The following is a 24,794-nucleotide window of genomic DNA, read 5'->3' as shown; positions in this document are numbered from 1 at the left end:
TATTAACATAAAGATTTTATTTGAGATTTCAGATACTCAATAAACTCCTCACTATCTGTTATCTTAATATGGCCCGGTAGACCGAGTACAAAACGTCCAATTCCAACAAAACTGTTAACCTCGACATCAAGAACCCAAGGATAATGATAATTATCGGGTTCATTATTATTTGAAATCATCCTTAACACTATATTATCTTCAGAGTACTCACATTCACATTCTTCAATCAATAAATTCCTAGCATAATCTGTCAGTTTTAATTTTAAATTTGTCTTTTGAAAATCCTCTGTCTCAATCATACCGAAAATATCGAGATTCCGATTTATATGCCTTTTCTGATACTTCCATTTTTCAGAAGTTAATTTAAGGTCCGCACCTCTAAACCTTGAAAACTTAAACATGCGCATATCTCGCTTAACTATATCATAAGCCAAAAAAGCCTTGTTGTTAAAAATCTTATATGGCTCAAGTCGTCTCTTACTAATTCCATCAGCACCACTATAATTACTAATCTCAACTACGACCTTATCATCAATTGCTTGAAGAATACGTGCAATTTTATAATGTCCCTTATCAATTGCCTTCATCTTCCGGAGCTTAACATCTCGCACGCCTGAATTTGTCATTGGTGTTGATGCTCCTGAAGTACGGATGTAAACATCATGGAAACCACTTGGTCTATCCTGATATGAAATCTTCACTACGTCCCAAGGATAAGGAGCAACCCTTATACGTATAATCTCACAGTTCTCACTATTTTGTTCAATTATACATTGTACTCTTCCTGCTGTGATAGCTGTCCCTGAAACTTTTTTATCACAAGTAACGAAACCTCTATCTATAAAAAGCTTTATGTAGGTACGTAGTCTATCCGCAGTCGGTTCTGAAATTATTCGTTCGTGAAATAAAATATCTATGTCATTCTGTATACCAACGGCAAATCCTGAATCTGCCACACCAATAAGCAATTCTCCTCCACTCATTGAATTCAAAAATGCACAAACGGCCTTTAAAATAGTCCATTTTTGAAATTCCATATCCCGTAGAATCGATGACGACCGAATTTCATTTGGCGGCAAGACACATGATACTTTAAATTCCAAAAAATCACTTTCCACACCATAATTCGTGGATTTATCATAAATATCAACATATTGATCCATCACATTCAAATGACCACAGATCGTCTTTTTTATACGATTTATTTCTGATTTATCAATCTTATATAGTAAACTGTTCGATGCCTTGACGAGCTCTCTTACAATATTGTAAGTCGTACTGCTATCCTTTTCTGCAATTAGCGAAGTATGTAGTTTGGCACTAATATCAGTGTATTCTTTATACTGACGTATGACATCTACAATTTTTAAACATTCTACCATCTCGTCCAACTCTGTATTAACATGCTGCAAACACGGAAGAGCCGTCGGCGTGACACCTTTTGCAAAAAGTATAACCGCTTTCTGATAGTCAAGTTGGGCTCTGACAAAATCTGACTCTTCTGAAATATCCACCATTCTCATAACCAACATTGCGACTATAAGCTCTTCGACTCGCATCGCAGAATCCCCGCTATTTTGTTTCATGGCAAGCTGATATGTCAATACGCCAAGTAGATGCACCGTATCGTCAGTCATTTGCTCAATTACATCTGTTGATTCTTTATAAGGACGGTTAGCATATATATTTTTTTTGAACTCATCAATAAATGCCGAATAAGCCTGTTGCTTGAATTGATCTATCGTCATGAAATCGATTATCTCCTCTTCATAGGAAGACGCTATCTCAATAAAACGCCCCTTGACAAGACAATTACTCTTTGAATCCATTAACTTTGAATGAATCCTTATGATAGAAAGCAAGCCCATGTCTTGTGCTACTCTCCAGTCATCCCTAACTTCTTCTTCAACGCCATCTCCATCAAATATATTGACTGACAATCCAAGTTCTGTAATCCAACGAGCACCACCTTTTATATCTTCAGACTTCATTGCAAGCACATCCTGACCATTCTCAATACAAGTCTGCACATAATCTGAAATAAATTCCCCGACCCGTCTTAAATCTATGCGGAAAGGAAGATGGTCATGCTGATTTCTGACCACAGGCAAATAATCCCCGACACTAAGAGACTCCAGAAAATATGATTTCGGAATAAGACCTATCTGTGAGTCTAAAAACACATTCCCTCTTTCATATATATACTCTGGATCTATGGTTTCCACCTCTACTTTAATACCGCTTTTCTGCCTGATCCGGACTATTATAGTCTCACTATCGGAATATGTCTTTTGCAAAAGCAGATGTGAAGGCTTCATATCATCAAATTCACCAGAAATATAAGGATAGACTTCAAGAAGCTTGTCTATTGAACCGTCAGTGACAGGATTTTCAGATTTGACCTCAATCCCGAAGTCTGTACGGAATTCCGGCTTCATCTTCCTCATCTTATAATCATTGTAATTCATGCTTGACAAAACCAACATTTCATCTTTGAGCACAAGACATCCTCGATTCTCATATATGTATACTGTAGCTGGCAAACTCTCAACAAACTCAGTCTTTGACAATTTAGATTCAATCAAGCCTATCATAAATTGAGAACAATCAAGATCATTCCATGAAAACATGAAACAATTAATCGGACGGCGAGCTATACAATTTTTTATTATCCTAAAATATTCACGTTCAATATCAGCTCCAATATGTTTGTTATTCAATATCAACAGATTAATCAGAGCAGTCAACAATTGAAAATCATCAATACCCATTTTTTTACCTGTAAGAATAGCTGTACAGATAATTCTCACTACTTTTTCAACGGAGACATCAAATTGTGGAGTCTGAAAAACTCTTAATTTACGGATTTCAATGGCATAGTCATCGGCAACTGCCTTTAGGTATTTATATGTTTGCCCAAAATCCCCATCTTCACTTTCTTCTTCTTTCTCATAAATATAAGCCTTAACATACTTAAGCAGTTGCTCAAAATTTTCAATTACATATTTATTTGAGACTTTAAGCCAAAAAGGAGGTTGTTTCATCATTTTATAAGGTTAATTTTTTATTGAAAAAATCTAAACAACAAAAATAAGCATATTTTCCCAATTATTTATGTATTAGAAAACAATTTAAATTTTAAAGTTGCCCAAACGGGAAAAAGTCACTAAATTTGTGGCTGTGAATTAATAAACTTACAAAAAATACTGACAATCCGTAAATCCTACGCCATGACAGTAGTCGATAGATTTTTAGAATATGTGAAGTTCGACACTCAGAGTGACGAGCTTACCAATCTCACCCCCTCGACCCCGGGGCAGATGATTTTCGCGCAGCATCTCGAAAAGGAGCTTCGCGCAATGGGTCTCAGCGACATCACCCTCGATGAAAACGGGTATCTTATGGCCACCCTCAAGGGCAATGTCGACAATGAGGTTCCGACAGTCGGTTTCATCGCCCATCTCGACACGTCGCCCGACATGAGCGGCCGTCATGTCAGCCCCCGCATCGTCGAGGAATACGACGGTGGCGACATCATCCTCAACGCTGCCAACGGCGTGACTCTCTCGCCCTCGCAGTTCCCCGAGCTCCTCAACTATGTGGGCCAGGACCTCATCGTGACCGACGGCAACACCCTCCTCGGTGCCGACGACAAGGCCGGTGTGGCTGAGATCATCACCGCCATCGACCACCTCATCAAGCATCCCCACATCAAGCACGGCGACATCCGCATCGCCTTCAACCCCGACGAGGAAATCGGTCAGGGCGCACACAAATTTGACGTTGACCTCTTCGGTGCCGACTGGGGCTACACGATGGACGGCGGTGAAATCGGCGAACTCGAATACGAGAACTTCAACGCAGCCGTAGCAAAGGTGACCTTCAAAGGCCGCAACGTCCATCCCGGATATGCCAAACACAAGATGCTCAACTCCATGCGCGTGGCAAACCAGTTTGTCATCATGCTCCCGCGCTGGGAAACTCCCGAACACACAGAAGGCTACGAAGGATTCTACCATCTCGTTTCCTTCGAAGGAACTGTCGAGCAGACTGTCCTCACCTACATCATCCGCGACCATGACCGCGACCGTTTCGAGCGCCGCAAGAAAGAACTCGAACACCTCACCCGCAAAATCAACAACGAATTCCCCGATTGCGCCTCGATCGAAATCAAGGATCAGTACTACAACATGCGTGAGAAAATCGAGCCTGTCATGCACATCATCGACGTTGCCGTAAAGGCCATGGAAAATGCCGGAGTCACCCCCAAGGTGCAGCCCATCCGTGGCGGCACAGACGGTGCGCAGCTCTCGTTCAAAGGTCTTCCCTGCCCCAACATCTTCGCAGGCGGTCTCAACTTCCACGGCCGCTACGAATTCGTGCCCATCCCCTCGATGGAGAAGGCCACACAGGTCATCGTCGAGATCGCACGTCTCGTAGCCGAAAAATAATCGTCCATAGCTGAACTTTTGAATTCTTGAAAACACTCGTAATTGTCACCGGACCGACTGCGAGCGGAAAGACTTCACTTGCCATAGAGCTGGCCGAGACACTCGACACGGAAATCGTGTCGGCTGACTCGCGCCAGCTTTTCCGTGGTCTGCCTATCGGGACCGCGGCGCCCACGCCCGAAGAACTTGCCCGCGTGCGCCATCATCTTGTCGGTGTCCTCGACCTCCACGACTACTATTCCGCTGCCCGTTTCGAAGAAGATGCCCTCGCGATTCTCGACCGCATCTGGCAAAAGAGCGACTATGCCGTTATGTGTGGAGGCTCCATGATGTATATCGACGCTATTACCAAAGGCATCGACCAACTCCCGACAATCTCACAGGAAATCCGCGACTACTGCCTTGAACTCTACGAAAAAGGTGGCCTTCCGGCACTCCACGAACGGCTGCGTCAACTCGACCCTGCCTACCTCGCCGTGGCCGACCTCTCCAACCACCGTCGCCTCGTCCATGCAATCGAAATCTGCCTGCAGGCAGGCGTGCCCTACTCCTCCCTCCGCACCGGCCAGGCAAAGTCCCGCCCCTTCCGCACCGTCAAACTCGCCATCAACCATGACCGTCAGAGCCTTTTCGACCGCATCAACCGCCGCGTCGGCCTCATGATTGCCGAAGGGCTGGAGGAAGAGGCTCGAAAGGTCTACCCGCTGCGCCATCTCAACTCGCTCAACACTGTCGGCTACAAGGAACTTTTCGCCATGATGGACGGAATCATGGACCGCGAGACGGCGATTGCCCGCATAGCCAAAAACACCCGTGTCTATGCGAAGAAACAATTGCTCTGGCTTTCGAAAGACCCGGATGTCAAGCTGTTAGATCCGGCAGAACCGCTTTTGCCGCAAGCGTTAAGATTTATTAATTAAATAAAATCCGCCCGACTGCTCTATTTTTCTTATTTTTGCACGAAATTCTTCTGAATGAGAAATTTTTTTCTGATTGATGCTTCCTCCTATCCCCTGGTGTGAGCCGCCGGAAGGAAGGTGATTCAGAATACATTTTACAAAATCAATTTCCAAGACTACAAAATGACATCCCGCGACAGCCTGAATTTATACTTCCAAGATGCAGTCCGCAACTATTGGGAGCTTCCGGCACTCACTGATTTCGGTGGTGCGACAATGTCCTACAAGGACGTGGCACGCAAGATTGCCAAACTCCACCTTCTTTATGAGAAATCAGGCATAAAGCCCGGCGACAAAGTGGCGCTATGTGCGAAAAACAGCTCCATGTGGTGCGTCTCCTTCATCGGAACACTCACCTACGGCGCAGTCATCGTTCCCATCCTTGCCGACTTCAAGCCGGACAACGTGCAGCACCTCATCAACCACAGCGATGCCAAGCTCGCCATCATCGACGAAAGCATCTGGGAGAATCTCAACCCCGAGGCCATGACCACCCTCCTCGGAGCGCTGTCTGTCAAGGATTTCTCCCTTATCCACAGCAACGACGAAACCCTCACCCACACGCGCGCCCACCTCAACGAACTCTTCGGCCAGCGCTACCCCGACCGCTTCACTCCGGAAGATGTCAAATATCACGTCGACACCAAGGAGGAACTCTGCCTCATCAGCTACACCTCCGGTTCAACCGGCTTCTCCAAAGGCGTGATGCTCCCCTTCCGCAGCCTCTGGTCAAACGTGCAGTTCTGCATGGACTTCCTCCCGACAAACCCCGGCGACGGAGTGGTGTGTATGCTTCCGCTTGCCCACATGTACGGACTGACCATCGACATGCTCCGTCCCTTCATCAGCGGCAACCATATCCACATCCTCACCAAGACCCCTTCGCCGCGCATCATCATGGATGCCTTCGCCAAGGTGAAACCGCGCTACATCGTCACCGTCCCCCTCATCATCGAGAAGATCATCCGTACACGCGTATTCCCGATGCTTGAGAAGCCCCTGATGAAACTCATGCTCATGGTTCCCTACGTCGACGAGCGTCTCCTCAGCAAAATCAAGGACCGTCTGACCGAAACCTTCGGCGGCAACGTTCAGGAAATTGTCATAGGCGGTGCCGGACTCAACCGCGATGTCGAGAAGTTCCTCCGCCGCATCGGCTTCCCCTACACCGTCGGCTATGGCATGACCGAATGTGGCCCGCTCATCTCCTACGCCAACGCCCGCGAAAACCGCATGGCCTCATGCGGACGCATCGTCGACCGCGTGGAAGCCATCATCGACTCCCCGGAACCCACAACCAAACCCGGCATACTCTATGTCAAGGGTGAGAACGTCATGCTCGGCTACTACAAGAACCCCGAGGCTACCGAAGCAGCTATGAGCGCTGACGGCTGGCTCTCGACAGGTGACATCTGCAACTTCGATGCCGACGGATTCCTCTACATCCGCGGTCGCGACAAAAACATGATTCTCGGTCCCTCCGGTCAGAACATCTACCCCGAGGAAATCGAGGACAAGCTCAACAACCTCTCCTACGTTTCCGAATCGCTCGTCATCGACGCAGGTGGTGGCCGTCTCGTCGCCCTCATCTATCCCGACTATGAAAGCATCACTTCGCAGGGTTTGAGCAATCAGGCCGTGACCGACATCATGGGTGAGAACATCAAGTCGCTCAACTCCGACCTTCCCGCCTATTCACAGGTACAGCGCTTCGAGCTCATGACCGAGGAATTCGAAAAGACCCCCAAACGCTCCATCAAACGTTACCTCTACCAACCGAAGTAACTCTCTGATACATACAAGAAACTGAACAGCCTGCAAGGGAAACCGACAGCAAAAGCATGTCCGTCCACCTTGCAGGCTGTTTTTTATAGGGAGCTGTATCACCGTTTTTTGATACAGAAGTAAAAAAGTGCATAAGAAACAAAAGATATATATTTTTCTGTAAGATTGAGAGTTACCTTCATATCCTTTATTATAAAATCCTTTTGTCTCTTATGCTCTTTTGTGCTTTTGTATCTCTTGTAGTTCCCTATATTTTATCCGGCATAATCAGTATGCCCCCTAATCGAGAGTCTGGACTCCGCCACCGTTGACCATCAGCACCTGACCGCTGATCCACGACGAGGCCGGAGAAGCGAAGAAAAGGACGGCCCTCGCAATGTCGGCAACTTCACCGAGACGCTTGATAGGCGTATGCACCAACATCCTCTCCTCCATCTCCGGAGTCAGTACCGAAGCAAGCGCGTTGGTATGCGTGGCTCCCGGCCCGACACTGTTTATCCTTATGCCCATAGGGCCGTAATCGTAGGCAAGATTTGAAGCAAGATGATTCAGCGCGGCTTTCGACGACCCATAAATTGCCATGTTAGCTTCATTGTTCAGACTGCTCATCGAAGTGATGTTGATGATGCTGCCGTAGCCCGACTGCTCCATGTAGGGAGCGACAAGCTTGCATAGCTGCCAGGGAGCAAAAACATTTATGGCATAGATCCGCTCTATGTATGCTTTGTCAATCTTGAACGGATTTTCCCTGCCACCGCCGCCGAGCCCGACATTATTGACAAGAATGTTGACTGTGCCGTAAGTCTTGACGGCATTGTCGACCAAAGCTGTAAGGTCATTATCATCAAGGACATTGCAGCCGACGGCACTTGCCTCACCGCCTTCAGCTTTTATCTCATCTGCTGTCGCCTGAGCCTTTTCAAGCGAAAGGTCACTGACCATGACCGATGCTCCGGCTGCTGCCAGAATCCTGCAACAGCCTTTACCGATACCGTCGCCGCCTCCGGTGACGACAGCCACTTTGCCACTGAGGTCAAAGAGATTTTCTATATCTTTCATAAGGTTTTGATTTTCATATCATACCGTCTCACGGAACAATCCCGCAAACAACGGCCAATAATAATCAAAACAAACCTGCGGAAGGATATGTTTATAGGGGCTGCCGTATCATAATTCAATGATACAAAAGCCCAAAAGGGCACAAGAATCAAATGAATATAATATCTGAAGATAACTCTAACCTTACAGAAAACTATATATTCTTTTGTTCCTTATGTCCTTTTGTGCTTTTGTATCCTTGCTTTTGTATCTTAACTTTAGAACGTGAAATGGAACGTGAATCTGACTCCGCTCTTGCAGGCATCCGGATTGTCGCGGTAAGTCAGTCGCCATGTGTAATCGACACGGAGAATACGGAGGATGTTATCCAGACCGACACCAACCTCCATATAAGGCTGATTGGTCATCTCCTGCGTGTGGGCAATCTCCGGGAAGCCAAACAGTTCCGGATTCAGCCACGGCTTGTTGCGGTCGCTCAGATGGCCCCATATACCCTTGAATGTGACAGCCTCGCGCAATTTCAGCTTCTTAAGCAGCGGAATATTGTTGAGTAAGGCTCCGTTGGCCCAATATGTCAGATCCCACTGTGCGTATGAGTCATTGATGAACTCCATCGGGTTCAGGCAGGAGAAAAGGTCTGACTGTATGATATACGAGAGGTTCGCACCGGGAATAAGCAGATTGGGATACGGCGAACGCGACCAGACGTGGCCACCCTTCACACCGAAATCCACACATCCGAAAGCCGAGAGCCAAAAACGCTTGGAGAATGAAGCCTCAGTGACATTGAGCGCGAACGGATTGCCCATGAATCCCTTTGGAGCGAATGTGTGGGAAAGGGTGAAGATCGGGGCATCCATATTGATGGGCATACGTCCGGTCTTCATCTGATAGAACTTCTCGCCCGGAGCATAGCGCAGAAGCAAACGGAAAGAGTTCATCGTGTAGTGCCGGAAATCCTGCCCGTGACCGTTGATGAAAGTCATATATTCTGTTGAATACTGCCTCTCCTGCTGCACTCTCGCCTCAAGCGAGAAATGATTCTCGGTCTCAAGTATGTATTCAAGTTTGCTCACGCGGTGATAGGTCTCCTGACGGTCCGGCATACGCCTCAGCGATAGGAAAATATTGTCCACGTTGTGCATCACCGATAGCTGACCGAGGCGGTCAATATCGTAGAGCTGCGTGGCCCTTATCGAATGTACCGGAAACTCCCGCGAATGATATTCCTTGTCGCGGAATGAATATTCGACCTCGCCGCTATATTTCCACTTATGGTCCTTGAAACCTCGCGCCACATAGCCTCGCGCGAACCATCTCCGCGACAGATTGGCAGTGGTCATGCCGCCGAGACGCAGACGCAAGCCCTCGATTGAGTTGTAGGAAACCATTGTGGTCATAGGGCCCATGTCGAAATACGACGGATTCCACGTCGGGACATAGCCTGATGTCACCAGACGCACCGTCTTTTCCGTCCAGTAGAACAGCGGGACTGAGCGCAACCGCTTCATCATCTGCTCGATTGAATTGGCCCCACGGCCTATCTCAGCCTTGCGGTTCTCATTCCAGAACTCCATATCCTTCCCCTGCGCACCGGTCGCGAAAATCTGATTTGCCCCGCGCTTGAACAAGGACTGGTCAGGGGCCGGTTCGAAATTATGCGAATCATAGACGGTGTAGCGGTGACCATACAGTCCGGGTGTACCGGGAATGACGCTCGCTTCAAGCATCATGTCGTCTTTTACCTTCAATCGCGAACCGTCGGGGGCTTTGACATAGTCCTGCGATATGACGAGGCCGTCGATGAAGTTAAGGTTGATGTCGTGTGGCGCACGGAGTATGATGCGCTTGATAAACATTGTCGTGTCGCCTAAGGGGACATAGAAACGCCCCGTGAAGCCGAGCGAACTCGGATTGCGGGGGACGAATGTCAACTCCACGCACTTCGTGGTGTCTACCATGACCGTATCCGTAAGATAAAACTTATAGAAGTCCGGAGCAATGCGCGATAGAGGTGAAACGAAACGGGTCTGGAGAATGGTTATATCATTGTCATAGACATCCACTTCGCGCAGGACATCCTCATAGAAAGTCTGGACACTCTGCTTATCGAGAATTTCGTCGAGGCCCGATGAGCGCAGACCCTTGACATACTCCTTCTCCGCTTCCGGATCCTTACGGTAATGGACGGATGCAAGCTTTTCGCGGAGAGCCACATTGAGGATAGGCTTTCCGGAGATTTCCGACGTGTCGACATACTCCTTCAGAAAGGCGAAATTCTTACCCATACCACTCCCCTTGCCTGAATCGCTCACATTATAATTGTTGATTGCGAGGGTGATGCGCTCGTATTTGTCATAATTGTAATTGTCATGGCGGCGCGGGTCGTTGAGATCCTGCGTGTGGCGTATACGCTCCATGAACTGCACGGCAGGATTGTTTTTCTTCGTGTAATGAACCCTTTTCGGTTTCGCCACAACCTCTCCGAGCAACACGCCCGTAGGGTCAAGTTTGATGTCAAGTTTGAGCGACGTACCCTTCACCTTGACAGGCAAAGTGATGGTACTGTAACCGATAGCCGAGACAAGCACACTGTCGAACGGCAATGCAGTCGAGATGGAGTATGCTCCGGCATCGTCCGTCAGCACTCCTCTGTCAGTGCCTTTCAGCATCACGGTGGCAAACGGCACCGGTTCCTTCGATTGAGAATCGGTCACGACTCCCTTCACCGTGACATTAAGGCCTGCGGCGGGAAGCATCCATAAAAGAAAAACGGAAAATATAGCGATGCGCATAAGCGGGCGCAAATTGACCATGTGGAAATGTTGCAAATAGTTACAATCTTCTTTAACTTTGCAAAATTACTCATAATAGACCGGACTACCACCATAGCCCCTGTCCATTTTTACTCTTTTAACACTCACAACAGCTCCTCACCACTGATATGGCTAAAGAAATCGAGCGCAAATTCCTGGTTACCAACACGTCATTCATGTCTAAGGCAATTTCTTCAAAACATATCCGTCAGGCCTACCTCTCTGCCAACCCCGATGCGACAGTCCGCCTGCGCATCACCGACGGTTCTGCCTACCTGACTGTCAAGGGACGCAACAGCGGCATTGTCCGCGACGAATGGGAATATCCCATCCCCGTCAGCGACGCGGAGGAGATGGCCACGCACCTTGCCGGAGGATTTGCAATCGACAAGACAAGATATATCGTTGAACACGACGGTTGGAAATGGGAAGTGGACCTCTTCCACGGAAAACACAAAGGACTGATTGTCGCCGAAATCGAAATGCCCTCAGCCGACTGCAACCCTTCCCTCCCCGATTTCATCGGCAAAGAAGTCTCCGGCGATCCCCGCTACTACAACTCCGTCCTCTCAAAAACCCCCGGCATCCCCGTCGAATAAAATCCATTTCCGAATAAAATGCATTTCCGATCGAATGCTTTTCCGGATGGAATGCATTTCCGAATCGAATGCATTCCCAAATCGAATGCATTTCCGGATCGAATGCATTCCCGATCGAATGCATTTCCGGATCGAATGCATTCCCGGATCGAATCAATAAGCTGCGAAATAACTTTGCATCATCACCTTGCCGGATGGCAATTGGAAAGCTGCGCAGCAGCGATGCGATCATAGCCCCGCATCGAGCGGCAACGCAATGAAGCCCACAGGGCGTAATTGCGTGCCGCGAAGGTGTGTGGGTTATCGGTAGACACGTAGGCACGGGCATCGAAGATGTCCGATAATATCAATCCGGCATACACAAACAATCATCCCGTTTCTTTTCCGGATTAAATGCATTCCGGATCGAATGCATTCCCAGATCGAATCAATAAGCGGCGAAATATCTTTGCGTCATCACCTTGCCGGATGGCAATTGGAAAGCTGCGCAGCAGCGATGCGATCATAGCCCCGCATCGAGCGGCAACGCAATGAAGCCCACAGGGCGTAATTGCGTGCCGCGAAGGTGTGTGGGTTATCGGTAGACATGTAGGCACGGGCATCGAAGATGTCCGATAATATCAATCCGGCATATACAAACAATCCTCCATGATATTGACCCGTTTCAACGAACGAAACAGGTAATATCCGGCATTTTCTATTCACCAAATTTACATCACCAATAATCTAATTATCCGAATACGCGTGTTATTATCGGACATCTTCGATGCCCGTGGCGGGAATGACATCCATTTTCCCCACACACCTTCGCGAAATGCAATTTCGCCCTGCGGGCTTCATTGCATTGTCGCTCGATGCGGGGCTATGACCGCATCGCTGCTGCGCAGCTTTCCAATTGCCATCCGGCACGACGACATCGCAACGCAGCTTTGCAGCAAGGAATTGTGGCAATGTAACTGCGCAACTTGTTAGCTACCATCCAATCTTGTTAGCTGCCATCCGGTCTTATTGGCTGCCATCCGGTACGGTGATAAAATCACACAAATAGGCTAAGCCTCACCAACACACTGAAAATCAATGGTTGCTAAATAACATTCGTCACTTCTGAAATTTTGTTCCTGCTGAAATTTTATTCTTGCTGAACTTTTGTTACTCCGAACTTTTGTCACTCCTAAACCTTTTGTCTCTTCTGAACCTTTTGTACTTCTGTATCTCTTAAAAATGTATCTCTTAAAATTTTCTCTAAACCATCTCTTCTGAGACCGTTATCATGCCTCCAATTTCAAATCTGCGATTAGGAAATTGCTTCCGGCGATGAGGATAAGGTCATTGTCCGATGCCTCGGCGGTAGCTTTTGCAAGCGCGAGGTTCACATCGTCAATCACTTCCCCCTCCATGCCGAATTCAGCAGCCTTGCATGAAAGTGCCTCAGCCTTAAGCCCGCGCGGAACTGACGGGGAGGAAAAATAGAGCCGCTTGTCCACACCGATAGAAGCTATTTTAGCAAGAATGGCCGAAATATCCTTGTCATTGACAAAACCGACAATCAGATGGACACGTCCCTCCTTTCTTGACGAAAGTTGCGACGCGATATATTCCCATCCACCGATATTGTGGCCGGTATCACAAACCGTCAGAGGCTTGTTTCTCAGCACCGTCCATCGTCCCATCAGCCCTGTATCCTCACAGACATTGGCAAAACCTGTACCGACTGCCTCATCCTGGATATTGAATCCAAGTTCCCTCAACCGCAGGAGCGCACAGAGTATGGTCGCCGTATTCTTCACCTGACAAGCGCCGGACAATTCACCCTTGACAGCGCCAAACGGAGTTGAGGGATAAAGAATCGAGCCGCCATCCTCAATTACTGCCTCAACCGGAGCAGCGATATGGATAGGAGCCTTCACCTCCTCAGCCTTAGCTCTGAACACCGGCTCAGTCTCCGGCAGAACCTCCCCTATCACCACCGGGACACCGCTCTTGATGATACCGGCCTTCTCAAAAGCTATTTTTTCAAGCGTATCGCCAAGCAGGTTCGTATGGTCGTGGGAGATATTGGTGATGATGCTAAGGACAGGACTGATGATATTCGTGCTGTCAAGGCGTCCGCCCAAACCGGTCTCGATGACCGCGACATCCACATTTTGGTCGGCAAAATATTCAAACGCCATCGTCGAGGTCAACTCAAAGAAGCTGGGAGTCAGCGCCGAATCCATCCCCTTCCAACGGGTCACGAAATCAACCACAGCCTCCTCTGAAATCTTCTCACCGTTGACCCTTATGCGCTCTCTGAAATCAAAAATATGGGGTGAAGTGTAAAGACCGGTCCTGTAGCCTGCCCTTGCAAGCACGGCTGCAAGTGTATGGGCAGTCGAACCCTTACCGTTGGTACCTGCAATATGTATTGTTGCATATTTGCGGTGCGGATTACCGAAAATATCGTCAAGTGCAATTGACGTACCCAATCCCGGTTTATAAGCCGAAGCCCCCTCCCGCTGAAACACCGGAAGAGAATTAAACAAAAACTCAATAGCAGCCTGATAAGTCATAGCAAAACCTCCTTACACCTTTCTTATCTTATATACTTTTAGACTTTGTACTTAAATACTTACTTAATACTTAAATACGTACTTAATACCTAATCCTTAATACTTTATACTTAATAAATAATCCATCCTGCAAGCCCTGCGAGGCAGATAATCAGAATCGGATGCCATTTCACCCAGTAGACAAGGATAAAAGCGCCTATACAGATGGCGATACTGGTGATTACCTGCGAGGAAGTCTCTCCGAAATTGGCCGAATTCATGAGCAGAAGCGCGGCGGAAGCGATAAGACCGACCACGACAGGACGCAGACCGGCAAAAATACCTTTCACCACAACGCTATCCCTGTGCCGGCGTATGAGATGACTGGTATAGGCCACAAGCACAAACGACGGAAACGACACTACGAACGTGCAGAGCAGCGAACCGAGTATCCCGTAAATCGGTGATGCGAAAGCTGCCGAATACTCCGCAGGAGCGACATAGCCTATATATGTGGCGGAATTGATACCGATAGGTCCGGGTGTCATCTGCGAAATAGCCACAATGTCGGTAAACATCTGCTCGGTAATCCATCCCGGCCCGACAATCTCACGCTCAATGAGTGCGAGCATCGCATAACCGCCACCGAAACCGAAAAGGCCGATTTTAAGATAGGCCCATATCAATCTGAGATAAATCATAGCTTCTCATCCTCCTTTCTTACTTCATCTTCAACCTTTTGCAACGATCTCACATGGTGAGAGAACCACAGCCATCCGAAGAAACCGCCACAGACTATATACAATATGGGATTTGACACAATCGGCCAGCGCGAATAAATCAGCAGGGCAACACCGATGGGAATAGCCATTGTCTTCCAACCGATTTTCGCCGATTTAGCCGAGGATATGACCGGAGCGACAATCAAGGCGACAACGGCCGGACGGATACCCATGAAAATTGCCGACAAAGTCGGATTGTTCTTTATCAGGTCCGGGGTCAGGAAAATCGCTATGCAGAGGATAATCAGAAACGACGGCAGGATACACCCGATGGCAGCAGCTATGGAACCGCGAAGCCCGCGGAGCTTATCGCCGACAGCCACTGCCACATTCACCGCAAGGATTCCCGGAAGCGACTGCGCCACGGCAAGCAGGTCGAGGAATTCCTCTCGCTCTATCCAATGAAATTTATCGACAATCTCTTTCTCTATGATGGAAAGCATTGCCCAACCTCCGCCAAACGTAAATGCTCCTATCTTGAAAAATGACAGAAACAGTTGGAAACAGATTCTATTCATGCTGATTATGGATTCTACTATTGTTTCAGAAACTCATCTCCCTTATCGGGAACTTTCATTTTATTCTGCAAAATTACAAAATTCTAACTTAACAGTTGTATAAATTCAACTTTTCAGCATTCCGCTTGTTTTAATGATGAAACGTAAAGGTATTTACGGGCTTCATCCCGAAAATCCATGCGTATTCCGAACTAATGAAAAAACGACACACCGTAAAAAACTTAATCGAACAGATAATCTGACATAATCATCAAAACAAACTTATAAATATTATGAATACAGCACCCTTACAAGGAATCAAGGTAGTTGACTTTACAGAAGTCCAGTCGGGTCCTTCATGTACCCAAATGCTTGCATGGCTTGGCGCCGATGTCATCAAGATCGAACGTCCGGGCGTTGGCGATGCAACACGTAAAGAACTTCAGTTCAACCCCAATCTTCCAAGTTATTATTTCCTCCAGCTCAACTCCGACAAGAAGTCTCTCGCACTCGACGCAAAGACTCCCGACGGAAAGGACATCCTTACCAAACTTATCAAGGAAGCCGATATTTTCGTCGAGAACCTCCACCCCGGAGCAATGGACAAGCTCGGTTTCAGCTGGGAAGCAGTACATGCACTCAACCCTCGCTGTATCTATGGTACCATCAAGGGTTTCCCTGTATCTTCTAAATATAAGGACCTCAAGGCATACGAACCTATCGCACAGGTGACAGCCGCCGCCGCATCAACAACCGGATGGTATGAAGGCGAATACAACATTCCTACCCAGAGCGGGGCAGCCCTCGGTGACTCGAACACCGGTATGCACCTCCTTATCGGTCTTCTCGCAGCACTTCAGCAGCGTGAGCGCACCGGCGAAGGATGTTTCGTCTACCAGTCAATGCACAACGCATGTCTTAACCTCTGCCGTATCAAGACCCGTGACCAGCTCACACTCGACAAGATCGGTTATCTGACCCAGTTCCCGCAGTATCCTAACGGCAAGTTCGGTGACTGTGTGCCCCGTTCAGGCAACATCGAGGGTGGCGGCGTCCTTGGCTGGACCTACAAATGTAAGCCCGCAGGCGATATGGATTCTGCCGTCGATGCCAACAACTATGTCTACATCATCCTCCAGCGTGGCGAGAAGGAATTCAAGCTCGCATGTCAGGGTCTCGGATTCGAGGATTGGCTCACCAACCCCGACTTCGCCACTGCCGACGCACGTGACAAGCACAAAGATGAAATCTACAAGAGAATCGGCGCATGGACTGCCGACAAGACCAAATTCGAAGTGGTCGAAATCCTTTCGAAATACGGCGTGCCTGTAGGTCCTGTCCTCTCTACCAAGGAAGTGATGTCAGACCAGTCGCTTTATGATGGCAACACCCTCGTTAAGATTAATCAGGGTGGCGAAATCGGCGAATTCGTGACTGTCGGTTGCCCGTTCACAATGAGTAACTTCCAGCCTACCTACGGTCCTTGTCCTTCACTCGGCGGAGATACCGATTCGATCCTGAAAGACCTCGGCTACACTCCTGACCAGATTGCATCGTTCGCAAAGAACGGAACCACGGCTCCCCTTGCCGACGGTAAGATGTAATCGTGACAGAACATTTCAATCACAGACGCACTATCAACAGATAACATAAAAGAGAGGGGACAATCGGGAATTGTCTTGTTAGGCAAAACTGCTGATTGTCCTCTCTTTTCTATTACAGAAATCATCAATTCGAAATCAGTTATGGCAACAACAAACAATACAGCTCCCCAGGGTGCATGTCCTCAGAAACCGGCGCCTCATTTTCCGGAGCAGGTGACGGGTATGTATATCCTCGCAAGGGCACTTAAAAATATAGGGATTGAAAATGTCTACGGTCTCGTCGGTATTCCTATCACCGAAGCGGGTTATCTTATCCAGGGCCAGGGAATCCGTTTCGTCGGCTTCCGCCATGAACAGCAGGCAGGCATGGCCGCAGCAACCGAAGGCTTCCTCACTAAGAAACCCGGTGTGCTGATGACCGTTTCCTCGCTCGGATTCATGAACGGACTGACAGCGACTGCCAACGCAACAGTCAACTGCTATCCTATGATACAGATTTCCGGTGCAAGCGACCCGACGATGGTCGACATGAATGTCGGCACCTACGAGCAGCTTGACCAGTTCAACACAGCCAAACCTCTTGTCAAGGCAGCCTTCCGTTGCAGCCACGCCAAGGATATTCCTGCGGCAGTCGCACGCGCCTACCGTGTGGCAGTCTCGGGCCGTCCCGGTGGTGTCTATATCGACATGACAACCCCCGCCCTCGGTGAAATCATGGACCGCGAGGAGGCCGAAAAGCTCCTCTATCAGCCCGTCGATGTCTACTCACCGGTCGCTCCTAACGAGGCTTCCGTTGACCGCGCCGTCGAAATCCTTACCTCAGCCAAGCGTCCGGCAATCCTTCTCGGCAAGGGTGCGGCCTACGCTCAGGTCGACGACAAAATCAAGACACTCATTGAAAAATACAACATCCCCTATCTCCCCATGTCAATGGCCAAGGGCCTTATGCCCGATGCCGGTCCTCTCAGTGCGCTCTCATGCCGTTCGACCATCATGGAGAAAGCCGATGTCGTCATGGTCATAGGTGCCCGTCTCAACTGGATGCTCAGCTTCGGACGCGGCAAGTGGAATCCCGACATGAAATTCATCCAGCTCGATGTCGCTCCTGAAGAAATGGACGTGAATGTGCCGATCGCAGCTCCTGTGGTTGGCGACATGGGCCTCTCGCTCGATGCCATCCTCGCAAAGATGGAAGGCAAGAAGATGAGCGCCGACCCGACATGGGTTCCCGGACTGCAGGCCGAGACCAAGGCCAAGGATGCGAAATTCGCGGCACGTCTCGAAGAGACCAAGAGCCTGATGCCTATGCACCACTGGACCGCACTCGGTGTCATCAAGCCCATCATCGAATCCAATCCCGACATCATCCTCATCAACGAGGGAGCCAATACGCTCGACGATACCCGTGATGCCGTCAACATGTCGCTCCCGCGTCATCGTGTCGACTGTGCAACCTGGGCCATCATGGGCATGGGCATGGGTTCGACAATCGGTGCAGCCGTCGCCACAGGCAAGCAGGTCGTTGCAATCGAAGGTGACTCTGCTTTCGGCTTCTCAGGAATGGATTTCTCGACTATCTGCCGTTTCAACCTCCCTGTGACCGTGGTCATCTTCAACAACGGCGGTATCTACAACGGCGTCGGTGTGCCTCTCGACAAGACTACCGATCCCGCTCCTACCACCCTTGACATTCACGCGCGCTACGACAAACTCGGCGACGCATTCGGCGCACAGACCTACTACGTCCAGACTCCCGACGAACTTGCAAAAGCCCTCACCGAGAGCATCGCAAGCAAGAAACCGTGTCTGATTGACGTTCAGCTTGCAGCCGACTCGGGTAAGGAATCAGGCCACATCGGCTACCTCAACCCCGCACCGCTTCAGGACATCACCGTATAAGGCAATTTCCCGAAATCCGAAACTCACACGGGCGCGAGAAGCGTCACCACACTTCCGCGCCCGTCTTTCAACTTCCAAGTCAAATCTCAATCAACTAATTTATGGAACATATTATCCTTTTTGCCATCGTCCCGATCATCGTCGTGATGCTGGCCGGTTACATTTCGGGAAAAAAGGGTATCTTCTCCGGCGACGACGCCAAGAAGTTCAATAAGGTCGTGCTTGACTACGCCTTACCTGCCGCCCTTTTCGTATCTATCGTGCAGGCCACACGTGACATGTTGGCCAAGGACATAAAGCTCTCGCTGATTTCACTCATAGGCATTATGCTTTGCTTCATGATTGTGTATTATGTCTTCCGCATGTTCAAGAAAAACACCGGTGCCGACGCTGCCGTCTCGGCCCTTATCAGCGGTTCTCCTACAATCGGCTTCCTCGGATTCGCCGTGCTTGAACCTATCTTCGGCACCACTCCGTCAGTAGCCCTCGTGGTCGCAATCGTAAGTATCGTGGTGAATGCCGTCGGTATTCCTGTCGGTCTTTCACTCATGAACGCCTCGCTTGAAAAACAGCAGCCCGGCTCGACCAAAAAACAGAGCGCATGGCTTCCTGTGCTCCACGCACTCGAACAGCCTGTCGCCTGGGCTCCTATCCTTGCAGTTGTATGGGTACTCGTCGGTATACCCTGGCCTAAGTGGGCAAGTCCTTCCTTCGATCTTATCAAAGGTGCCAACGCTTCAATGGCCGTATTCTCAGCCGGTATCACACTCTCTGCCATCAAGGTCGACATCAACTGGCAGGCTGTCCTCGGTTCCATCCTCAAGATGGTCATGATGCCTGCAGTGCTTCTTATCATGGGTCTTATCTTCCACATGGATCCTATGAACCTTAAGATGCTTGTCGTAGCCGGCGCTCTTCCCCCTGCCTTCTCAGGCATTATCATCGCCGACGAGTATGACACCTACGTCGCGACCGGTACGTCGTCACTTACTCTTTCAGTGATATTATTTATCGGATTCTGTCCTCTCTGGTTGTGGATCACCGACCTCTGCGTCCACTCTGCAGCCATGTAGCATAAGCGACAGGACAAAAAGATTTTCAGGGCATAAGGGACTGACTCTCCCTTATGTCCACTATTTATACCACCATTCCTTTCCAAACCTGACGGCAATGAAAAAACAGATTCTTGACGGATGTACGGCTGCCGCTCATGTCGCATTCGCATTGAGCGATGTCGCCACTATCTACCCGATTACTCCGATAGCATCAATGGGCGACACCGCCCAGAAGTGGGGACTTGAAGGACGGCGCAACCTCATGGGGCAGGCGCTTGAAATCCGCGAGATGGAGAGCGAGCTTGGCGCGGCAGGAGCTGTCCACGGCGCAGCCGCAGCAGGAGCACTCGCCACAACCTTCACCGCATCCCAGGGTCTTATGCTCATGATTCCTAACATGTATAAGATTTCCGGCGAATTGCTACCGGTGGTGTTCCATGTCGGATGCCGCTCGCTTGCAACCCACGCGCTGTCCATCTTCGGTGACCATCAGGACGTGATGGCCTGCCGTGCGACAGGTTTCACCATGCTTGCTTCCTCATCCGTACAGGAGACGATGGATCTCGGCCTCGTGGCCCACCTTGCCGCAATCGAGGGGTCGCTCCCGGTGTTGCATTTCTTCGACGGATGGCGCACATCGTCGGAAATGGACACAATCGACGTGATTGACTACGAGGATATGCGTCCGCTTGTCGACTGGGACAAGGTGAATGAATTCCGCCGCAAGTCGATGAATCCCGAACACCCCGACCAACGCGGCTCCGCCCAAAATCCCGATGTCTATTTCCAGAACCGCGAGGCTCCCAACCGCTTCTATGATGCCTTCCCGGCAATCGTGCAGAATGCGATGGACAAGGTCGGGAAACTGACCGGAAGACAATATCACCTCGTGGACTACTGCGGCGCGCCCGATGCCGACCGCGTTATAGTGGTCATCGGTTCCGCCGCGGATGTCGTCGGCGAGACGGTCGAATATCTCAACCGTGAAAAGGGCTATAAGACCGGTGTCGTCAAAGTCCGCCTTTACCGCCCCTTCCCTGTCGAAGCCTTGCGCGCCGTCCTTCCGGAAAGTGTCAGGACAATCGCTGTCCTCGACCGCACGAAGGAACCGGGGGCGCAACATGAACCGCTCTGTCAGGATGTAATCACTGCTCTGTCTGGAGCCACCGGAAAAGAGAATATCCGCATCATCGGCGGACGCTACGGTCTTTCGAGCAAGGAATTCGATCCGTCGATGGTCAAGGCCATTTTCGACGAGATGGCAAAGCCTTCGCCAAAGAATCCGTTCACCGTGGGTATCAACGACGATGTGACCCACCTCTCGATTGACGTGACTGAAAAGGTCGAGACAAACGTAGCCGCCGGTACCTATCAGACCATCCTCTACGCAATTGGAAACGACGGCACTGTCGGAGGAACAAAGCAGGTGGCCGACATCATCGGCAACACTCCCGGATTTTATGCCCAGGCCTATTTCAGCTACTCGGCCAAAAAGTCGGGCGGCTACACCATCTCGCAACTGCGAATCGGAAAAGCACCGGTCACATCGGCCTACGGAATCAACGGTGCGGACTACATCGGGTGTCACAAGACTTCCTACGTCAACCGCTTCACCATGCTCGACAAAATCAAGCCCGGCGGAATCTTCGTGCTGAACTCTCCTTGGACAGCCGGACAGATGTGCGAAAAACTTCCGCTTGAGATGCGCAGGACCATAGCCGAAAAGAAACTCCGCTTCTACAATATCAATGCCGACAAAATCGCCGCGAGCTGCGGTCTCGGAGAGAGGATAAACATGCCGATGGAGACAGTGTTCCTCTATCTCAGCAAGCTCATCCCGTTTGACGAGAGCTTCGGTGCGCTTAAAGAGCAAATCCGGAAGACATATATCCACGAAGGCGGAGAAGTGGTGGAGAAAAACCTGAAAGCCATTTCAATGGCCGTCGACGCGCTCGTGGCCATTGACTATGATAATACCGAAGGGTGGACAAGCGCTCCCGAAACGCTCAAACGGCGCGAACCCCGCTTTGCGACCAAGACTCTTGAATCGTTCATCAAGAATATCCACACGCCTTGTATAAAAGGCCACGGCGACCTCATCCCGGTATCGGCACTGGATCCTGCAGGCATACTTCCTCCCGGAACCACGGCCTACGAACATCGCCGCATAGCCACACGGGTCCCCGTATGGGATGCCGACAAATGTGTCGAATGTACGGAATGTTCGCTCGTCTGTCCCCACGCCGCCATCCGTCCCTTCATCCTCTCGCCTGAGGAGGCCGCAAAAGCTCCCGAAGGTTTTGCCATGAAGGAGGCAACAGGAGCGCCACAGCTCGAAGGCTACAAATTCCATATCCAGAATTATCCCGAAGATTGCCTCGGCTGCTCGTCGTGCTCTATCATCTGTCCGGGACACGCCCTGACGATGACACCGCTTGAGGATGTGCTCGGGCGCGAAGTGCCGTTGCTCGAATGGGCGCAGGAAAACGTGAGTCTGAAAGACAATCTCCTGCCGCGCGAGAGCATCAACGGTTCGCAGCTCCAGCAGCCTTGTCTGGAATTCTCGGGAGCATGTGCGGGCTGCGGAGAGACACCATACGTCAAACTCCTCACCCAGCTTTTCGGCGAACGCCTCGTAATTGCCAACGCCACCGGTTGCAGCTCCATCTGGGGTGCCAATTTCCCCTCCAACGCATATTGCACAAATCCACGCGGGAAGGGTCCGGCGTGGGGCAATTCACTCTTCGAGGATAACGGTGAGTATGGCTACGGAATGCTTGTCGCTTTCGAACAGCGCCGCCAAAGAGTGGCTCAGAAGGTGAAAACGTTGATTGACTCACCCGACACCCTCCCCTATCTGAAATCGCCACTCGAGGCATGGTATTCAGCAAAGGATGACCCGGAGCTTTCACAGTCGACCGGCGAACAGCTAAAGGCTATGCTCGAACCGGTAAAGGACGTGAATCCTGCCTATTCGGAACTGCTCGAAGCCTCCGACATGTTCGGCAAGAAGAGCGTCTGGGCTATCGGGGGCGACGGTTGGGCCTACGACATCGGGTTTGCCGGGCTTGACCATGTGCTTGCTTCGGGTGAACCGATAAAGATACTGGTGATGGATACGGAGTGTTACTCCAACACCGGAGGACAGACCTCCAAGGCTACTCCACGAAGCGCTGTGGCTAAATATTCCCCCGACGGTAAACGTGTGGCCAAAAAGGAACTCGGACGCATGATGATGACCTACGGTTCGGTCTATGTCGCCTCCGTTTCGCTCGGAGCCAATTACCAACAGACCATCGACGCGCTCTCGGAAGCCGAACGCTATCCCGGCCCTGCCATCGTGATTGCCTACTGTCCCTGTCTGAACCACGGAATCCGTCCGGGACTGGGCCATTCGATTGTAGAGCAGCGGCGCGCGGTCGAATCCGGCTACTGGCCTCTCTACCGCTTCAATCCCGAGGCATACGCCAAGGGGGAGACCGCGCTGACAATCGACTCTCCGGTCCCCGGCGCTGACAACAGCGGGACTAACGGCTCTTCACCATTGACCGCATCGCCACGCTATCCGAACTCGGAGCCGGTGAAGACCGTTGCCGAATATACTGTCAACGAGGACCGGTATGCCGACCTGAAGATGACCGATCCGAAAGAGGCTGGAATCCTCGGCCCCGAACTGCAACAGGATTGCAACCGCAATCTTGAAGCCCTGCGACGCCTTGCCGGAGACAAATAAAATCTCCACACTGAACAATTCGGTGCCAACGGCATTATATAAATAGTATGGAATTGTATTAAATAGTGTTTACATTCATTCCATGCAAGCGCCACCACCGGCCCGGCAAGTGAGGCATGAGGCCAAAAATTTATTTTCATGACCGGAATTTCATCGGTCAAGCTCCGGATTAACAGCAAAACCTACGGCGCTATATAACAATAGTTTTGACGTTGATTTTGAAGCCGAGGGAGAAGTGTTGCCGTAACTCTTCTCCCTCTTTTTTCATGCTAAACAATCAAATATCAATCTGAAAATCCGGTTTATATGCGATGAAAAGGGGATGGCTCAAGGGGTACATAAGTCCCTATAACGCGTTGTGCATCAGCTTGAAGTTATATAACAAATTTGTTATATGATAGTATAATTTACCTGAAATTAATTCTTTAATACCGGATGGCAATTGGTAAGCTGCGAAGCAGCACTGCGGTCATAGCCCCGCATCGAGCGACAATGCAATGAAGCCCGCAGGGCGTAATTGCATTTCGCGAAGGTGTGTGGGGAAAGAAATACCATCTACGCCACGGGCATCGGAGATGTCCGATAATAACGCACGTTTCTGGGTATTGCGAATAATTGGTGATGTCAATTGGGGGAATTGAAAATTCCAGATATTACCTGTTTCGTTATTTGAAACGGGTTGATGGTTTGCCTTTGCCGGGATGATATTATCGGACATCTTCGATGCCCGTCGCTATGGCTCTACCGATAACCCACACACCTTCGCGGCACGCAATTACGCCCTGCGGGCTTCATTGCGTTGCCGCTCGATGCGGGGCTATGATCGCAGCGCTGCTGCGCAGCTTTCCAATTGCCATCCGGCAGAGTAATGACTATCAAAACCAACATACAGGGAGAAAAAAAATAAAAAACTCCGCAGCAATGACGGTAATCGTGGTATATACGCACGGCAACAGGGGCTATGATCGCAGCGCTGCTGCGCAGCTTTCCAATTGCCATCCGGCAGAGTAATGACTATCAAAACCGA

16 protein-coding genes are annotated in these 24,794 nt (G+C 49.9%); 9 read left to right on the top strand and 7 right to left on the bottom strand.

Going from position 1 to position 24,794, the window contains the following annotated elements:
* Positions 1–2 precede the first annotated feature (2 nt).
* Positions 3–3,047, bottom strand: a complete 3,045-nt coding sequence (locus QZ310_RS11220) for a WYL domain-containing protein (RefSeq protein WP_297072825.1) — start codon at positions 3,045–3,047, stop codon at positions 3–5.
* Between the two features lie 183 nt (positions 3,048–3,230).
* Here QZ310_RS11220 and pepT point away from each other — a divergent pair, with 183 nt between their 5' ends.
* The 3 genes from pepT (at position 3,231) to QZ310_RS11205 (ending at position 7,195) form a co-directional block, all read left to right on the top strand.
* Positions 3,231–4,451, top strand: a complete 1,221-nt coding sequence (gene pepT / locus QZ310_RS11215; RefSeq protein WP_297072823.1) for a peptidase T — start codon at positions 3,231–3,233, stop codon at positions 4,449–4,451.
* A gap of 26 nt (positions 4,452–4,477) precedes the next feature.
* Positions 4,478–5,371 carry a tRNA (adenosine(37)-N6)-dimethylallyltransferase MiaA gene (gene miaA, locus QZ310_RS11210; protein WP_297072821.1) on the top strand — a complete coding sequence of 298 codons (894 nt, stop codon included), beginning with the start codon at positions 4,478–4,480 and terminating at the stop codon, positions 5,369–5,371.
* Between the two features lie 162 nt (positions 5,372–5,533).
* Positions 5,534–7,195 (top strand): AMP-binding protein, encoded by a 1,662-nt coding sequence (locus tag QZ310_RS11205; protein ID WP_297072819.1) that lies wholly within the window; start codon positions 5,534–5,536, stop codon positions 7,193–7,195.
* A 279-nt stretch (positions 7,196–7,474) separates the two neighbouring features.
* On the opposite strand, the gene QZ310_RS11200 is transcribed toward QZ310_RS11205, so the two are convergent.
* Both QZ310_RS11200 and QZ310_RS11195 read right to left on the bottom strand, forming a co-directional pair.
* Complete coding sequence (locus QZ310_RS11200) at positions 7,475–8,254, bottom strand: glucose 1-dehydrogenase (protein ID WP_297072817.1); 780 nt, start codon at positions 8,252–8,254, stop codon at positions 7,475–7,477.
* 257 nt (positions 8,255–8,511) lie between these two features.
* Positions 8,512–11,013, bottom strand: coding sequence for a DUF5686 and carboxypeptidase-like regulatory domain-containing protein (locus QZ310_RS11195; RefSeq protein ID WP_297072816.1), 2,502 nt, complete (start codon positions 11,011–11,013; stop codon positions 8,512–8,514).
* Positions 11,014–11,198: 185 nt separating this feature from the next.
* Here QZ310_RS11195 and QZ310_RS11190 point away from each other — a divergent pair, with 185 nt between their 5' ends.
* Entirely contained in the window at positions 11,199–11,669 is a 471-nt protein-coding gene (locus tag QZ310_RS11190; RefSeq protein ID WP_297072814.1) for a CYTH domain-containing protein, read from the top strand.
* Between the two features lie 1,268 nt (positions 11,670–12,937).
* Here QZ310_RS11190 and QZ310_RS11185 read toward each other — a convergent pair.
* The 3 genes from QZ310_RS11185 to QZ310_RS11175 all read right to left on the bottom strand — a co-directional run bounded on the left by QZ310_RS11185 (position 12,938) and on the right by QZ310_RS11175 (position 15,497).
* The gene (locus tag QZ310_RS11185) at positions 12,938–14,218 is read right to left on the bottom strand and encodes a folylpolyglutamate synthase/dihydrofolate synthase family protein (RefSeq protein WP_297072811.1); all 1,281 of its coding nucleotides are present in this window, start codon (positions 14,216–14,218) and stop codon (positions 12,938–12,940) included.
* A 110-nt stretch (positions 14,219–14,328) separates the two neighbouring features.
* On the bottom strand, positions 14,329–14,898 hold the full coding sequence (locus QZ310_RS11180) for a chromate transporter (protein ID WP_297072809.1): 570 nt from the start codon (positions 14,896–14,898) through the stop codon (positions 14,329–14,331).
* Positions 14,895–15,497 (bottom strand): chromate transporter, encoded by a 603-nt coding sequence (locus QZ310_RS11175; protein WP_297072807.1) that lies wholly within the window; start codon positions 15,495–15,497, stop codon positions 14,895–14,897. The genes QZ310_RS11180 and QZ310_RS11175 overlap by 4 nt, the downstream gene beginning before the upstream one ends.
* Positions 15,498–15,769: 272 nt before the next feature.
* On the opposite strand from QZ310_RS11175, the gene frc reads away from it, so the two are divergent.
* The 4 genes from frc to nifJ all read left to right on the top strand — a co-directional run bounded on the left by frc (position 15,770) and on the right by nifJ (position 23,767).
* On the top strand, positions 15,770–17,080 hold the full coding sequence (gene frc, locus QZ310_RS11170; protein WP_297072805.1) for a formyl-CoA transferase: 1,311 nt from the start codon (positions 15,770–15,772) through the stop codon (positions 17,078–17,080).
* Positions 17,081–17,221: 141 nt separating this feature from the next.
* Positions 17,222–18,979: an oxalyl-CoA decarboxylase gene (oxc, locus tag QZ310_RS11165; RefSeq protein WP_297072803.1), complete on the top strand. Its 1,758-nt coding sequence runs from the start codon at positions 17,222–17,224 to the stop codon at positions 18,977–18,979.
* Positions 18,980–19,080: 101 nt separating this feature from the next.
* Positions 19,081–20,052, top strand: coding sequence for an AEC family transporter (locus tag QZ310_RS11160; protein WP_297072801.1), 972 nt, complete (start codon positions 19,081–19,083; stop codon positions 20,050–20,052).
* Positions 20,053–20,149: 97 nt separating this feature from the next.
* Entirely contained in the window at positions 20,150–23,767 is a 3,618-nt protein-coding gene (nifJ, locus tag QZ310_RS11155; protein WP_297072799.1) for a pyruvate:ferredoxin (flavodoxin) oxidoreductase, read from the top strand.
* A 469-nt stretch (positions 23,768–24,236) separates the two neighbouring features.
* Here nifJ and QZ310_RS11150 read toward each other — a convergent pair whose 3' ends face one another.
* Positions 24,237–24,485, bottom strand: a complete 249-nt coding sequence (locus tag QZ310_RS11150) for a hypothetical protein (protein ID WP_297072796.1) — start codon at positions 24,483–24,485, stop codon at positions 24,237–24,239.
* Between the two features lie 101 nt (positions 24,486–24,586).
* On the opposite strand from QZ310_RS11150, the gene QZ310_RS11145 reads away from it, so the two are divergent.
* On the top strand, positions 24,587–24,778 hold the full coding sequence (locus tag QZ310_RS11145) for a hypothetical protein (protein WP_297072794.1): 192 nt from the start codon (positions 24,587–24,589) through the stop codon (positions 24,776–24,778).
* Positions 24,779–24,794 lie beyond the last annotated feature (16 nt).

The sequence above is a fragment of the uncultured Duncaniella sp. genome (assembly GCF_910577345.1).
Classification (GTDB): Bacteria; Bacteroidota; Bacteroidia; order Bacteroidales; family Muribaculaceae; genus Duncaniella.
Note: the sequence above shows the minus strand (reverse complement) of the source record. Positions and strands in the feature narration are given on the sequence as shown.